The organism is Microbacterium proteolyticum (assembly GCF_029639405.1).
Classification (GTDB): domain Bacteria; phylum Actinomycetota; class Actinomycetes; order Actinomycetales; family Microbacteriaceae; genus Microbacterium.
This window is the reverse complement of record NZ_CP121274.1, coordinates 3,777,104-3,791,870: the sequence shown is the minus strand read 5'-3', so window position 1 is coordinate 3,791,870 and position 14,767 is coordinate 3,777,104. Positions and strand designations below refer to the sequence as shown.

Below are 14,767 nucleotides of genomic sequence, written 5' to 3'. Positions count from 1 at the left end.
ACCTCAGAGCTCAGGAAAGATCTCAGCCACGAGGTCGTGGGAGCGGCGAACGGAGGAAACGGTGACGACGATCGGAAAGGCCGGGGCAGTCATCGGGTGCGCAGCCATGTTCCTCAACTCTCGGGCAAACGTCAGCGTCTCAACCACATCGGACTCAGGGTCAGTCTCTCGTTGGAAACGTGCAATCAGTTGGCTATATGTGGTGTTCTTGCCCGCGGTGAAACGGTGACGAAGAGCGGCCTCGACAGCCTGCAAACTCTTCTCCATCGCGAGGGCCGCGAACTCGTAGTGGATAACACTCGTTTCGAGCAGGTCGACGGACAGTTGAAGGAGCGCGGCTACATTCGCGGGGGTACTCGTCGTGCGAGGGAAGGTCTGGGCGTGTACTGACACCGTCTCAGGGGTCATGAAGATCGGGCCAGACTCATTGCCGGTCACAACGATCGACGAGTGCGTGGATCGTTTGTCGAGAGCAAAGGTCCAGGCTGTCGGGTGCGGGCCGAATGTCATGGTGTCGCCAGCAGGTCGGTCTCAAGCGCGGCAAGGTCTTTCCGGGCCGTGGCGATGAACTTGAGCCCGCAGTCGAGGCAATAGTGAAAGCTATCGCGCTCGATCTTGATCACCAAGATGCGGTCGCCCTTGAGGAGGACGTGGCGCTTGTTCCCTTTGCAGTAGTGCTTTTTGCCCGCGACACCCGCAGTGAGCGATTTGAGCAGGGATCGTTGGCTACCCATGACGCAACTCCTCTTCCACGCTGTCGACGATCTTCGGCAGTTCGTTGATGAGATGGTCCAGGTCTGCGGCGGAGTACTCGCTGCGGGTGGTTGCGCCGCTGGGGACCGTCTTCTTGATCCGGAGGTCGATCGCGGACTTCACGACCTTGAAGTTCTCACGGGTCTTATCGAAGTCGCGGCCGGCGTGCTTGAGGCTGTGCTTGGCGAGGAGCTTGCCGACGGCGGTCTTCACGAGCTCGTCGAGAAGCGCCCGCTTCGCCTTGCGGGACGCCTGCTTGGTGGGGGTGATCCGCTGCAGGCGGTCGAACTGCTCACCCGTGCTGATGCCGGCGTCTTTCAGGACTGCGAGCGCCGCTGCGACCTTGGGGTCGGCGGTGAGCAGGGTGAGGCTCTCGAGCAGGACATCGTCTTGAGCGGTGATCACCGGAAGGCTGCCGCCTCCGCCGTTGCCTCCGGGGCCGGGTTCGCGGGTCGGGGTGGGTTCGATGAGGTCTTCGTCGATCAGGTTGGCGAAGAACGCCTGGTCGGCTTCGGCGAACTGCTGGAAGTCTGTCCAGACCCCGGTGATGTTGCCTCCGACATGGAAGACCACTACTCCGTCGTTGACGGGGTCAAAGGGATCCACGCCGGGGATGGTGCGCATGATGCGGCCGACGAACTGCATGAACGGGCCAAGGTTGCTGAAGATGCTGAACACCGCGGCGACGCTGAGGTACGGGTGATCGAAGCCTTCGCCGAGCTTCCGCACTTGCACGATGACGTCGAGCTCGTGGTTGTCGAGCTTTTCGTGGATGCGCTCGTTCGCCTTCTCCGCGAGCTGGCTATGGACGAAGTCGGCACGCATCCCCAGTTCGCGGTACTTCGCGACGACCTGCTTACAGTGCTCCATGTTGAGAGCGGAGGCGATGATCTTCAGGCGGGGCTGTCCGGTGGCCTCTCGCATCTCCTGGAGCTTGCGGATGGATGCTTCGGCGATCGTGGTGAGGGTGGCCTCGGAACTGACGATGCTGCGTCGGAAGCCGGCATCCTCCTCGCCGAGACGGCGCACCTCATCCAGAGAGACCTCGACCTCGGCGTCTCCCTCGTGGCGAACGTAGTGCAGCGTCGTCGGGTTCAGCCGGTATCCGTTGATGCGCTTGACGTACCCCTTCTCGACGGCCTTGGAGATCGGGTAGCTGTAGATGACCTCGCCGGTCATCACTTTTCCGTCTGCTCGAGCCGGGGTCGCGCTCACGTTCAGGATTCGCGCATCGGGGAACTTGCGTCGCAGCACGTCCCAGCTCTCGGCGACGTTGTGGTGGCCCTCGTCGAAGAGGATCAGGTCGAAGAAGTCGCTGGGGAGCTTCGCGAGCCACTTGTTGTTCTCGCGCTGCAGCTGCTGGATGTTCGTGACGACGATGTCGGCTTCCTCGAGGTCGCCGACGTTGCTCGAGGCGCCGCGGATCTCCGCGGGCTCAGGGAACGGCTCGCGGTCGAGGACCTTCCGCTTCGTGTAGAAATACTTCGGGTTGCTCGGTGTGAGGTCGCCAAGCAACTGGTCGGCGATCTTCAGGTTCGGCGCGACGAGCAGGGTGCGCCTCGACCTCGCGGCGAAGGGCGCGAGGGCGAGGAGTCCGGACTTGCCGCACCCCACTGGCAGGACGACCGACACCTCGCGGGCGTCGGCAGCTTGAAAGTCGTGGTTCTCGATCGCCTCATAGGCGAGGATCTGCGGCTCGCGCAGCTCGGGATTGCCGGCAACCGTGGGCTGCACGACGACGTACTGGTCGGTCTTCACTTACTGCTCCGAACATGATGCTGATGGGTTGTTGTTTATGCTGGGAGCGGGACCGCCCTCCAAGGCGGCCCCGCTTGGTTCACGCGAAGTCTCAGCCGCTCAGCTCTTCTTCTTGTGGACTACCGTCGTTCTCGGGTTGCGCTTCGCGTAGCTGAGCTTCACGAAGCGTCCCGAGACGGCGCTGCGCGCGTGGCCGCGTGACGCGGCCGGTCTTCCCTTGGGCATGTCTGTCACCCCCTTCCTTGAGGTCGTGCGAGGGGTCATCAACTGGCCTCGCTTATCCAGTCCGCAATGCCGATCCGGATCGCCGGCGGCAGCGTGCGAACGGTGAAGTCGGTGATCGACCAGGCGACCTGGTTGCGGCTTACCGATCGCAACCCCTCGATGGCGGCCATCGACATCTCTTCCGACTTGACGTCCTGCAGGACTGAGACCAGCACGTCCCGCACGTGCCAGCGGTTGTGGTCCGGGCCGAGGATGGCAAGGGCGGCGACCGCCATGCGCAGGATGCTGGAGTCGCCGGTGACATCGACGGCGCGGCGCATGAAGTTCGCGAGCACGTCGCAGTACTCGAACGAGAAGCCTGTGCGCTTGACGTAGTCGGTGAACCGCTCGAACAGACGACGGAACGCGCCACGGTCCCGGTTCCACAGGAACTCGATGGACGACGAGGTGCACCACGGCAGGACGCGGCTGAGCGCCTTCATGTCATCCTCGTCGGATTCGTCGAGAAGCGTGGCCCACTCGAGCATCTCGATCAGATCGGCCGGTGTCGTCGACGGGCTCAGCATCCGGTCGCGGAGTCGTTCAGCGGTCTGTTCGCGCGATTCCCAGGTCTCGTACTCCTGGTGAGTGCCGAGCGAACGCTCGAGCGCCTCGAGGAACTCGGCGACAGAACCGTACCGGCTGGCAGGGTTGTTCGCGGTGGCGCGCTCGACGACGGGTCGCAGGGGCCCTGCTGCCATCTCGGTATTCACCGGGTACTCCTGGGTCACGAGTTCCTGCAGGATCTTGCCGAGACTGTAGACGTCCGAGCGGTGATCGGCGCTGCGCGCTCGCGCCCACTGCTCGGGGGCTGCGTACACCCAGGAGCCCATGCCTGCCCGGAGCGTCGATGTCAGAGGCGTGGTGCCCCGCTCGGCCTCGACCGCCAGCCCGAAGTCGGAGACGGCCCATTCGCCGCTCTCGAGACGGAGCACGTTCGCCGGCTTCAGATCACGGTGGTAGACGCCGTTGCTGTGGATGTATGTGAGTCCGGCGCAGATCTGGCGCATGATGTCCACGATCAGTGGCGGGTTGCCGTCGACCTTCTCGATGAAGTCCGCCAGGCTGCCCTGCGCCAACGGCATCGCGTACCAGACGTCCTGCTCGTCTGTCTCGCCCTGCGCGATCACGGAGATCACGTTGGGATGGGTAAGCCCTTCCAGCAGCCGCAGTTCTCGCTTGAAGCGGCTGATCGCCTCCGGGTCCACGGTTGCCGTGTCCCGCAGGACCTTGACCGCAACGAGGTTCCCGGTCTTCCGGTCGGTCGCGCGGAAGACGTCGGCGAATCCGCCGCTTCCGATTGCCGGAAGTTCGAGGATGAACCGCCCGCCCAGGGTCCTGACGGTGAGGTCGGACTTCGGGCGTCCGGCCTTCCTCTGACGCAGGCCGGATCCGTTCCAGGCCTTGACCACGTCCAGATCCCAGATCGGGCCCTGAGCGATCTCCCCGACCGCATCCGGGAAGTCGGGTCGCTGTCGCAGCGCAGCGATCCGCTGGGGCGTCACTCCCAGTTCTTCCGCCACTTCGCTCAGCCCGCCGAGCCTCATGAGCCGCTCCCGCAGCCCTCGAAATTGTTGTCCATAGAACAAGTATACCACGGAAATGGTTTGACGTGTCTCAACTATTATGTATCCCCGACGGTGGGATGACAGCGAACGCGACATGGGCCTCGGCATCGGTTGTGGTGGGGGAGTCGGTCGCGTCACGATGTTTTCTATGAGTGAGCCGGAGTCGAAAGGCCCAGTGGTGGCCGCGGTCGTGGGGACGCTGTTGCCCGGCGACGTGGGCAAGCCGTTCACCGACGCTGACCGGATACGAGCGATGGTCTCGCACGACTGGCAGATGCTGGGTGCTCAGTACGAGTGGGCAGAAATACACGGCGTGAGCAAGGGACTGCCTCACGGCTACTTCGCGGATCTGTTGGGCCGTGCGGCCGCCGCCGGTGAGCAGCTTGGACTCGCGTTCGCTGCGCTCCGTGATGCTGAGGTTTGGCGCGATACCGCTACAGAGCCCGCGACCGCAAACCATCGCAATATCGCCGGCCGTGCAGTCGCCGAAGCATCCGGGCTGTGGGCTGTGAGTGCCGGCCATGCCGTAGTGAACGTGGTGGCTCGCGTCGTCCGCATCCACAGCAAAGCTGCGGGTCTCGACGTGAAGCTTAGCTGGACCGGCCTCCCGGCGCCGTTCGATTCCGGACGACTCGCAAACCTCTCCCTCAATCCGGAGACAGTGAAGTACATCCTGGCGGCTGCCCGGCAGACGGGAAAGGTCGCGCTGGCGGATCTCGTCGAGCCGCTGGACGATCTCGTGAAAAGCGCAGCTTGGGCTGCGCTGGCAGCCCGGCGAGACGCGGGATATCACCGCCTGCGACCCCAGAGCATCGAAGGCGGGGTGCCGTCTGTAAACCCGTGGGCGACCGACCAGGCCGCGGGAACGCTGACCCTGAGCGTGTCGACGTTCTCGGACTACGTACCGCCCGTGCTCGAAGAGGTGGTGACCGAGACGCACGCCGGCTATGAAGCACTCTCGTCGGCAATGCGCGACGTGCACGACCGTCTGCCCGAGGCGCTGCGAGCCGCGGGCGTCCCCATCTGGCGCACGCCCTGACGATCGCTGTGTGTGCGAGGAAGGCGTGAGGCTGGTGTCCAGAAGGGAAGAAGAACACGCGAGGCTGATGCTGTCGGATGAGCTCGGTGTGGAGTTTCGACTGTATGACGACGGCTCCAAGTCGAACATGCCCGACCTGCTATCCGAGGACGGGAAACACGTCGCGGAAGTGATCACGACCACACCGTCTGCCATTCGCGAAGCAGAACAACGCCTCGCTCCGACGGCGGAGCCGACACTGCCGCACTGCGTGTGGGTGATGATCCCGTACATGATCTTGGGAGGCGCAACTAGAGACGTGCGCAGCAAGATCAGGGCGGATGTCCTTCGGTGGACTGTCGAAGCCGGCTGCGAATATCACTGGTCATCTCGCGACGAGCGACTGTTGCTCCCGGGGGTAGATCCTGTCCCGATCCTCGGACTCGCGGTCTACGACGACGGTGTCCAAGTGATGTGTGCTCAGCGCTGCCAGCATCCGCACACGGAGCCTCATCAGATCAGGTGGTCTGTTACGCATGCACCGTTGCCCGATGATCCATGGGCGTTGATTCGACAGTCATTGCACATCGTCGATAAGGAGCAGCGAGGGGGAGTGCGAGCCATAGGTGAAAAGCTGGACGGGTACCCGAATAAGCACCTCGTGATGTACCCATTCGGTCCGCCCGGGAACCTGACGGCAGCGTTCAGCCGTTACTCGCCCCCGCCCAATCCGCGCGACCTGATGCCCCCGCAACTGAATCCGCCCCTTGTGGACGTTCATCTTTGGCTCATGTATCGGTACGAGGACCGCGACGTCACAGAGGGACTACACGTCTGCAGTGGCCTCTGGGCGAGGTTCGGAACCAGCCTTCCCAAGCTCCCGCTCCGGCAGCTCCATTACAGGGATGGCTGAGAATCCAGGCGATTCTCCGGCCATCTCTAGGAGCGGGTAAGTCCCGATCAGAGGCTACTTAAGCGGAGAAAATGTAGGGGGTATTGCAGCGAATACCACATGGAATCTCTGACCCAGGTAGTTGCGGGCGCTCTGAGCAACAGCCAGGTCGTCCGCAGAGGCCAGAACTCGGCTGCGGCTGTGCGACGTCGCGTGGGCCGATCCGCGCACCTGCTCTGAGGACGGTCGCTTCCCACCGTCCTTTGCAGAGTCAGGAGGACGGCCCATGTCAATGTCGATCGCATCCCCACCCGAGCCCCCAGGTGTGCATCCGCCCGGCGCGGTGATCCGTCGTCTCGCTGCGGTCCTCGTCGCGCTACTCGTGCTGGCTGGGACGGTCGTGCTCGGTGCGGTGCCGGCTCACGCGGGCAGCCTGGGGACGGGCTACTACGGTGACTCGGGTTTCCTGGGGGCGTACAACACGGACGTCGACGGCAGGCAGGGGTACTGCATCGACCTCGGCGCGAACTCCCCGTTCGATCCCACATCGGGGCCGCAGACGGTGACCTCCCTGGACTCGCTCTCGCGTCAGCAGCTCGCGGAGCTGAACTACGTGCTGGACAGGTGGGGGCAGTCCGGCGACCCGAATCTCACGGCGGCGGTCGCGCTGTATGTGTGGTCGGTCGCCGATCCGGGCGTCTACAACAGCCACGGGATGTCCGGCGATGACTACTACGTGGCCCGCGCGCCTGTCGGCGTGCGCGGCACGATCCTGGCGAACCTCGCCGTCATGCGGCAGGAGGCCGCCGTCAACGCGGTCACCGATCCGTCGCTGTCGGTGAGCATCGCCATGTCGGACCAGTACGCCGGCACGGTGACGGTCGCCGCTCATCCCGCGTCGCTGCAGGGCGGGGCGGCGCTGACGGGCGCGGTGTTCGTCGACGGGTCGTCGTCGCGCACGCTCGGCGTCGGGCAGTACGGCATCACGGGCACCCCGGCCGACGGGGTGCCGTCGTACCGGATCGAGGCGAGCATGAGCGTCGCCGCGGCCGGCTACGGGGCGCAGGTCGACCTCTACACGACACCGGGCGCGCAGCGCCTCATCGCCGCCGTCGCCGGTTCTTCGACCGGGCTGTCGGTCCAGGCGCAGACGCCGATGATCGACCTGGACTTCCAGCCGCAGATCGCCACGCAGGTGTCCTCTCGCTACGTCGCCGAGGGCGACGCCTTCACCGACCAGCTCTTCGTGACGCTCTCCAAGGGGACGTGGATCAGGCTCGACGGCGTGCCGATTCCGATCACCGCGACCGGCACGCTGTTCGGCCCGTTCGACGAGCAGCCCGCCGAGGCCGACGCGGCGCCTGCTGGCGCGCCGGTGGCCGGGCAGGAGACGGTCACGCTGACCGGCGCGGGCTCGTACACCTCGCCGGGCACGGTCGTCGCGGCCGAGTCCGGCTTCTACACCTGGGTCTGGACGATCGACAAGGCGGCACAGGGTGTGAACGGCCGGTATCTGACCGACTCGTTCGCGGATCGCTTCGGGCAGATGCCGGAGAGCAGCGTCGTGCCGTTCCAGCCGGTCGCCATGTCGGAGGCGGATCAGCACCTCGCCGTGCCCGGTGACGCGCTGACCGACACGATCACGGTGTCCAGCGCGAACGGCGCGTGGCTCAAGCGCGACGGGGCGTTCATCCCCGTCGTGTTCGAGGGAACCGCTTATCAGGTGCCGGGCACCCTGCCGCCGACGCAGGCCGTCCTCGCCGAGACGGGCGCGGTGCCGCTTGGCACGGTGACGATCACGGCCGACGGTCCCGGCGTTTACACCTCGCCGGAGGTCGTGGCACCGCAGGGCGGATTCGTGACCTGGGTGTGGCGGGCGCACAAGGCGACACAGCCGGAGTGGGTGCGTGACTACCTCGCGGCGGACTGGACCGACGAGTACGGCATCACGGTCGAGACGACCTCGGTGCGCTGGCCCATCGTGACGACCTCGCTGATGCGCGAGTACAACGTCCATCCGGGCGGCAGGGCGTTCGACACGGTGACGGTCACGGGCTTCCCCGCCAACCACGGGCAGTTCGCGGGCGACGGGTACTGGCAGGCCGACAACGACGAGGTGACCCACACGGTCTATGGGCCGTTCGCCACGGATGCCGTGCTTACGGACGACCTCGACCTGTCCGACGCGCCCTTGCTGACTTCGATCACGACCCCGGCGCGCAACGGCGTCTACCGGCTCGGCTACACCGATGCCGACCGGATCGAGCCGTCTGAGCCCGGCTTCTACGTGCTGGTCACGACCTTCGACGGCGACGACCGAGTGCAGCCGTATCGCTCGTCGCCGGCCGACGTGCTCGAGAGGTTCTTCGTCCCGCCGACGCCGGAGGTCGAGCTGCCCGTCACGGTCATCACCCAGGCGACGGCGACCGCGCGGGTGGGCGAGCCGTTCGCGGACACCGCCCTGGTGCAGGGCACGATCCCCGAGGGGGCGTATCTCCAGTTCCGCGCCTACGGCCCCGAGCCGGCCGACGCGGAGCCGAACTGCACGAGCGCGTTCTACCAGAGCGAGCAGATCGCGGTCACCCAGCCCGGCGTCTACGCCTCGGGCCAGACCACGACCGACCAGCCCGGCAACGTGTACTGGATCGAGACGCTCTACGACGCGGACGGGACGATCCTCGTCGAGGGCACCTGCGGGGCGCCCGGCGAGACGACCGTCATCACCGAGCAGCCCGAGCAGCTGACGGTCACGACACAGGCCGTTGCCGAGGTCACCCTCGGCGAGCCCGCGCATGACCTCGCCCGTGTCAGCGGGACGGTCCCGGACGGTTCGACGCTCGTGTTCGAGGCATACCGGCAGGACGGGGAGACCGCGACCTGCACGGACGCCGAGCTCGCGTTCCGCAGCGACCCGATCGCCCTCGACGGTCCAGGCGACTACACCTCCGAGGCTGTCGTCTTCGAGCAGGCCGGCACGTACTACTGGATCGAGACGCTGTTCGACGCGAACGGCGATGAGATCCACCGTGGGCTGTGCGGAGCGCCCGACGAGACCACAACCGTCGTCTCCGTGCCGACCGTCCCGAAGACCCCGGAGCTGCCGCCGTCGCTGGCGCTGACCGGCGCTGGGGATTGGATGTTCCCGTTCGGGATCGCCGGCGGCATCTTCGCCTTGGCCGGCATCCTCACACTGTGGTTCGGCCGACGCCTGGCGATCTACCGCGAGCGTCACGGTTACGTGCGAGAGGAGGACGAAGACTTCTTGGCGCTGTTTGACGAGCAGAGCTGACCCGAATCACTGTCGCGTCCAGCGTCGGAGTGGGACTCGTGCAGTCGAGACCGAAGCGCCAAACGCCTCGGGAGCGTTCAGCCGCCGATGCCGAGATGCTTACCGAGTTCGGCGTACAGCTCCAGCACTCGACCGGCGTCGATTTCATAGCGCGTGCGCTGGCCGCGTCGGGCTTGTTCAGGGGGTGGGTCAGGTATGACGACGCCTAGGGCTGTGAGCCCGGTGAGATGGAACTGCACGGTCTTGGGCACTAGGCCGAGGGCGGTGGCGAGCTGTCCGCGGGTGGCGGGGCCATGCTCGTGGATGTAGCCGATGATGGCGACCCGGACGCCGTAGCCGAACGCGCTCACGGCGTCACCGACCGCAGGAGGCAGGTCGGGGCGAACGTGTTCAGGCACCCGTCCATTCTGCCGGAGTCGCCTTGTCGTCTCACCTCGCCCACAAGGGGATAATACCGTTATCCACTAGGCGAGGGGTTGCCCAGAGATGGGTGGGAGCGTCCTGTCAAGCGGTGGCGTAGCGGGCCTGCGCGCGGCGGGCGCGGGCCTCGTGCAGGCGGGTCCGGGCCAGCAGGATCAGGCTGACCGGGCCGATGAACGCGAACTTCGCGGCGTTCCAGAGGAACAGCACGACTAGGAAGTTCAGCCAGCCGGGGCCGCCGTCGGCGACCGCGGCGGCGAGGGTCGCTGCGATGAGCAGGTAGGGGACGGCGATGAGCATCGCGGGGACGCCCCACTTGAGGCCGCGACGGGTGCGGATCCGGTCGAGCAGGATGTTGGTCGGCATGTAGCGGCGCAGGAACGCACGGGTACGGACGCTGAGGGTCCAGAGTAGCCGGATCATGAGGGCGGTCCTCTCCTAGTGACTCGGCAGCGAGTAACTAGAAGGACCGGCCGGCTGACGGTGCGGTCATGCCTTCGCGACAAGCGACGGCGCCGAAAGGAACTGCCTGCAGGCAGAATACGCCGACAGGTGCGACATCGGAAGCGCATTGCCGATCACAGGCCGGGTCCGGTGCGCTCGGCGCGAGGGTCCGGCGGTGTCCAAGTGTCGCGCTCGCCCGTGTCGGCGAGCGTGCGGGCACGCTCCAGAGCGGCGCGCGCCCGTGCGGCGTCGAGTCGCTGTGCGGCCGCGTCGGGGGCCGGCCCGAGCGGAGTGTCCGCCGTGACCTCGTACCGATCCCGGTAGGCGGCGATGGTGGCGGCCGCCTGCCACCATCGGGCGCGCGGCGCCGGCCGGGCCGGCGGCTGCCCGAGGTGCCCGACCCAGGCCCGGTGCTCGGCCAGGGCGGCGCGGGCGAGCGCCTGGGCGCGGTCCTCGATGAGCTGTCGGCGCTCATCGAGCGCGCGCCGCATCTGCGCGTCCATCCGCCCGGCCGCCTCGGGGATGAGCCCGGCGATCAGTCGTGGCGCACGGCGGGCGCGGCCCGCGCCGGCTGGCCTGGATGTCACGGCGGACAGGCGCGCGTGCAGGACCGCCGCGACGTCCTGGGCGTCGTGGAGGCTGCGGGAGGCGACCAGCCGTGGCAGCAGGGTAGCGACGTCGTGATGGTTGGCCTCGGCGTAGCGCAGCTCGGCGGCGAGCGCGCCGAAGGCGTCGGAGGCGATGGCGTCCTCGGCCTCGCGTTCGGTGAGGCCGCTGGCGCGGATCAGGGCGACCCAGCGATCCTGCTGCGCGGCGGTGGCGATCGTGTCGTACTCCGCCGCGATCTGCCGGATGGACGACCATGCCTCCTGCTCGGAGGTGACCGTCTCGTGCGCGGAGAGCTCGGCGCCGGAGTGCTGCACGACGCCGAACAGCACCGTGCGTGCGCTCGCCGCGGTGTTGTCGCCGGGATGCGGGCCGGCATGCACGCCGTCCGGTCGGCCGGTGGCGACGTAGGCGTGGTTCGCGTCGCGTCCGCGCGTCATCGCGACGTACAGGTTCTCCCGCGTCGTCGTCGCCTCGATCAGGGCGTGCGCGGTGTCGGTGGTGAGTCCCTGCGCCCGGTGTGCCGTGACCGCATAGCCGAGATCGAGGTGTTCGCGGACGTAGCCGGCCGGCAGCACCAGGGACGCGCCGCGGCGTCGGCCGGCGCGGCGGACGGTGACCGAGCCATCGCTGCGCACGGCGGTCATCGTCCAGCGGTCGCCGTTGCGGACCCAGCCGCGCCCGGCCCGCAAGCGCCGGTCGTTGTGGCGGGAGATGACGGCATCGCCCGGTGATGCGAGGGTGCCGTCGTGCAGCTGGACCGAGCCGCGCAGCGGCGTCACGGCGCCGTCGAGGATCAGGTCCGCGCGTGCTCGCTGGTTCAGCGCGGAGACCGACTCGTGGGTCTCCGCGATCAGCACCGACTCGCGCCCGGCGAGCATGTCGCCGCGCCAGCCGGTGTAGGCGGCGTCCGTCATGGCGTCAGTGTCGCCGTCGTGGACGCGACCGTGGGCGTCGTACTCGTCGATCACGGAGGCGTCGCCGTGGCGCAGCCCAAGGGACGCCGCCTTCTCCCAGCGGTGCGTGAAGCGGTGGATGTCGACCAGCTCGGGGGCGTCGTCCCGGTCGTGGACGAGCATCGAGAACGCCCCGCCGGCGTCTACGGACTGCAACTGAGCCCAGTCGCCCACCAGCAGTGCTTTCGCGCCGGCCTGTGCCACGAGCGCGGTGATCCGATCCAGCGTGAGTGTCCCGGCGAGGGATGCCTCGTCGATGATGACCAGCTGCCCGGCTGCGAACGTCGTGCCACGCACGAGGTGGTCTTGCCACCACTTCGCCGTGTTCTCGGTGACGATCCCAAGGTCGTCGCCGAGCACCTGCGCCGCCGCCGCGGACGGCGCCAATCCCACCACCGATCCGTGCCCATGCTGCATCTCCCAGGCCCGCCGCAGGGCGCTCATGGCCGTCGTCTTCCCGGCGCCGGCCGGGCCGACCAGCACGTCGAGGACGCGACCGGAGACCGCGACCGTCGCCAAGGCGGCGGCCTGGTCGTCGCCGAGCACGAGACCACGACGGTCGGGCCTGCGGGTGACGCGCTCGAGCTGGGCGAGGTCGAGCGTGGGCGCGGTCAGCATCCGGGACCGTTCGAGCAGCCGATCCTCGGCCGCGAGGAGCTGCTCGGAGGAGTAGACCGTGGCGTGCTTCGGACGGAACGCGCTCGTCCCGTCCGAGCGTCGGAAGATCGCCGGACTGCTCGCCAGCTCCGGCGGGGTCAGCCGCAGCGACCCCGCCTCGGCGGCATCGGCGACCATGCCGACGATCGCGTCGCGATCGGTCGTGCTGGCGAACCGCCAGCCCATCGTCTGCCGCGCGGCCTCCGCGTAGAGGTTCCACCGTCGCCACGTCGCCCGCTTCTCGCCGACGACCTCGACCACCCTCTGCCCGAGCTCGCGTATCACGTCTAGGGGAATGTCGTCGGCGCGCAACAGCGGCGGCGACGAGGCGTCGGTGATCCGGCGCGCCCACTCGGTCGCGTCCTCGCCCAGGGTCGCGCTCGCACGACGACGCCATTGCGCCGTCAGCGCCGCGAGGGACTGCACCTGCTTGTCCGGTCTCGTCGTCAACGTCGCCTGCGCGCGCAGCTTCACGATCGTCGCCGGCGACGGACGCCGCCCGTGCTCGGCGATGTACCGCTCGATCAGCCGGTCGGCTTCCTCGTCGATGTGCCGTGACCGGCTGGAGAACAGGGCGATCAGCGACTCCGGGACGGTCGTGATCGCCCAAGCCGGGTTCCGGTCCCGGCCACGAGATCGCGCCTCCCACTCGACGCCGAGAACGCGGGTGAGATGGTCGGCGAACACCGCCTCGTGCAGCTCCGACAGGGCGACGACCGCCGCGTGCAGGGGCCGCCCGTCCAGCGACCGCCACTTGCCGTCGAGCAACGTCTGCACCTTGTTCGAGATCACGACGTGCGTGTGCAAGTGGGGGTCGCCGGCCCTGCTGTCGTAGTGATCGAACGCGGTTGCGATGAGTCCACCGACGCCGACCTGTGCAACGGCGCCGTCGCGTCCGGCTGCGCCGACGCGCGTGGCCGCAATCTCCCGCTCCATGAACGCAACCACCTCCGCAACGGCCGCATGGTGCGCGTCGGCGATGATCGCCTGCGTGCCGGCGTCCGCAACCGCCCACACGACGGATGCAGCCTTCGGGATCGAGAACGTGAAGTCGAACCCGGCGACCGCGCGCCGCGTCCCGCGCGCAGCTTCCTCGGCCTCGATCTGCGCGATCGCCTCCGCCCGAGCGACCAGGCCCAGGCTCGGGTCCAGCGATGCGATCCGCGCCTCGACACGAACGGCAGCAGTCGAGAAGTCCTGGTAGGCGCGGCCGAGCGGATCGCCCGTGACCGGATCACGGCCCATGCCGACGAGCAGCTGAAGTTGAACCTCGGAGACCTGATCGCCAGAAACAATCCTGCCGCCGCCAAGCGAAGGCACGCCGCTGCCCATCCAACGACCGGGCGGGGTTCCCTCCTCGAGGTAGTACCGCGTCAGCGGGGTCGACAAGGCACGGTTCCCGTCGCCCGCGGCGACCGTCTTGAGCAGGTACTTGTAACCCTCGCCCGCGCTCATCACCCGCATCGAGACCGTCATGCCCGTCAGGTGCGAACGGGACCACCGCCTTCGGACCCGGCGCTCGCGCCGGGTCCGAACCTCGTCTGCAAGAGGCGTGGGCCGACCGAAGGCAGGCTGACCGCCCGCGCCGAACAGTGCTCCCAGCAACGCGATCCGAGGCCACCGCGCCGAACGATCGACGCCGGGAAGACGAGGGCGGAGCCGCGGAGCTTGTGGGAGTCGCGCGCACCTGGAAGGTGACCAGCCCGGCGAGTGCCTCAACCGGGACGCGCCGACCGCACAGGAACCTCGATGCCCGACTCAGCCCCCGCCCCGGCCGCCCCGCTGCGGATCGGATCGCTGTTCTCCGGCTACGGCGGCCTCGACCTCGCCGTCGAGCACGTCCTCGGCGGACGCACGGCCTGGTTCTCCGAGCTCAACCCCGCCCCGGCCCGCGTGTTCGCGCATCACTGGCCCGCTATCCCCAACCTTGGCGACATCACGCAGGTCGACTGGCGGCAGGTCGCGCCGGTCGACGTGATTTGCGGCGGGTTCCCCTGCCAGGACGTCTCCACGGTCGGCAAGCGAGCCGGCCTCGCACCGGGCACCCGCTCGGGCCTGTGGGCGCAGATGGCGGCGGCGATCGACGTGCTGCAACCCGAGTGGGTCGTCGCCGAGAACGTCCGCGGCCTGCTCTCCGCCACC

At 67.8% G+C, this 14,767-nt stretch carries 10 protein-coding genes and 1 pseudogene; 4 read left to right on the top strand and 7 right to left on the bottom strand.

Features of this window, described 5'->3' with window-relative positions:
• Positions 1–3: 3 nt before the first annotated feature.
• The 4 genes from P8R59_RS18970 to P8R59_RS18955 all read right to left on the bottom strand — a co-directional run bounded on the left by P8R59_RS18970 (position 4) and on the right by P8R59_RS18955 (position 4,322).
• On the bottom strand, positions 4–510 hold the full coding sequence (locus P8R59_RS18970; RefSeq protein WP_150447115.1) for a hypothetical protein: 507 nt from the start codon (positions 508–510) through the stop codon (positions 4–6).
• Positions 507–734 carry a hypothetical protein gene (locus tag P8R59_RS18965; RefSeq protein ID WP_100345631.1) on the bottom strand — a complete coding sequence of 76 codons (228 nt, stop codon included), beginning with the start codon at positions 732–734 and terminating at the stop codon, positions 507–509. Before P8R59_RS18965 ends, P8R59_RS18970 begins: the two co-directional genes overlap by 4 nt.
• Positions 727–2,511, bottom strand: a complete 1,785-nt coding sequence (locus P8R59_RS18960) for a DEAD/DEAH box helicase (RefSeq protein ID WP_100345630.1) — start codon at positions 2,509–2,511, stop codon at positions 727–729. Before P8R59_RS18960 ends, P8R59_RS18965 begins: the two co-directional genes overlap by 8 nt.
• Before the next feature lie 263 nt (positions 2,512–2,774).
• The gene (locus P8R59_RS18955) at positions 2,775–4,322 is read right to left on the bottom strand and encodes a serine/threonine-protein kinase (protein WP_100345629.1); all 1,548 of its coding nucleotides are present in this window, start codon (positions 4,320–4,322) and stop codon (positions 2,775–2,777) included.
• A gap of 169 nt (positions 4,323–4,491) precedes the next feature.
• Here P8R59_RS18955 and P8R59_RS18950 point away from each other — a divergent pair, with 169 nt between their 5' ends.
• The 3 genes from P8R59_RS18950 to P8R59_RS18940 all read left to right on the top strand — a co-directional run bounded on the left by P8R59_RS18950 (position 4,492) and on the right by P8R59_RS18940 (position 9,542).
• Positions 4,492–5,382 carry a hypothetical protein gene (locus tag P8R59_RS18950; protein ID WP_278102273.1) on the top strand — a complete coding sequence of 297 codons (891 nt, stop codon included), beginning with the start codon at positions 4,492–4,494 and terminating at the stop codon, positions 5,380–5,382.
• Positions 5,383–5,407: 25 nt separating this feature from the next.
• Positions 5,408–6,274: a hypothetical protein gene (locus P8R59_RS18945; RefSeq protein WP_278102272.1), complete on the top strand. Its 867-nt coding sequence runs from the start codon at positions 5,408–5,410 to the stop codon at positions 6,272–6,274.
• Between the two features lie 265 nt (positions 6,275–6,539).
• Entirely contained in the window at positions 6,540–9,542 is a 3,003-nt protein-coding gene (locus P8R59_RS18940; protein ID WP_150447118.1) for a hypothetical protein, read from the top strand.
• A gap of 77 nt (positions 9,543–9,619) precedes the next feature.
• Here P8R59_RS18940 and P8R59_RS18935 read toward each other — a convergent pair whose 3' ends face one another.
• From P8R59_RS18935 to mobF, 3 genes are all read right to left on the bottom strand, one after another.
• The gene (locus P8R59_RS18935) at positions 9,620–9,940 is read right to left on the bottom strand and encodes a helix-turn-helix domain-containing protein (protein ID WP_150447119.1); all 321 of its coding nucleotides are present in this window, start codon (positions 9,938–9,940) and stop codon (positions 9,620–9,622) included.
• A gap of 106 nt (positions 9,941–10,046) precedes the next feature.
• Positions 10,047–10,385 (bottom strand): sulfate permease, encoded by a 339-nt coding sequence (locus P8R59_RS18930; RefSeq protein ID WP_100345624.1) that lies wholly within the window; start codon positions 10,383–10,385, stop codon positions 10,047–10,049.
• A 155-nt stretch (positions 10,386–10,540) separates the two neighbouring features.
• Complete coding sequence (gene mobF / locus P8R59_RS18925; protein WP_100345623.1) at positions 10,541–14,101, bottom strand: MobF family relaxase; 3,561 nt, start codon at positions 14,099–14,101, stop codon at positions 10,541–10,543.
• 273 nt (positions 14,102–14,374) lie between these two features.
• Here mobF and P8R59_RS18920 point away from each other — a divergent pair.
• Positions 14,375–14,755 (top strand): annotated as a pseudogene (locus tag P8R59_RS18920) (DNA cytosine methyltransferase); the annotation flags it as partial.
• Positions 14,756–14,767 lie beyond the last annotated feature (12 nt).

What these genes read in the sequence shown, in the direction of transcription:
- P8R59_RS18970 (WP_150447115.1), bottom strand. Translation starts at nt 510, where the DNA reads ATGACATTCGGCCCGCACCCGACAGCCTGGACCTTTGCTCTCGACAAA.
- P8R59_RS18965 (WP_100345631.1), bottom strand. Translation starts at nt 734, where the DNA reads ATGGGTAGCCAACGATCCCTGCTCAAATCGCTCACTGCGGGTGTCGCG.
- P8R59_RS18955 (WP_100345629.1), bottom strand. Translation starts at nt 4,322, where the DNA reads ATGAGGCTCGGCGGGCTGAGCGAAGTGGCGGAAGAACTGGGAGTGACG.
- P8R59_RS18950 (WP_278102273.1), top strand. Translation starts at nt 4,492, where the DNA reads ATGAGTGAGCCGGAGTCGAAAGGCCCAGTGGTGGCCGCGGTCGTGGGG.
- P8R59_RS18940 (WP_150447118.1), top strand. Translation starts at nt 6,540, where the DNA reads ATGTCAATGTCGATCGCATCCCCACCCGAGCCCCCAGGTGTGCATCCG.
- P8R59_RS18930 (WP_100345624.1), bottom strand. Translation starts at nt 10,385, where the DNA reads ATGATCCGGCTACTCTGGACCCTCAGCGTCCGTACCCGTGCGTTCCTG.
- mobF (WP_100345623.1), bottom strand. Translation starts at nt 14,101, where the DNA reads ATGACGGTCTCGATGCGGGTGATGAGCGCGGGCGAGGGTTACAAGTAC.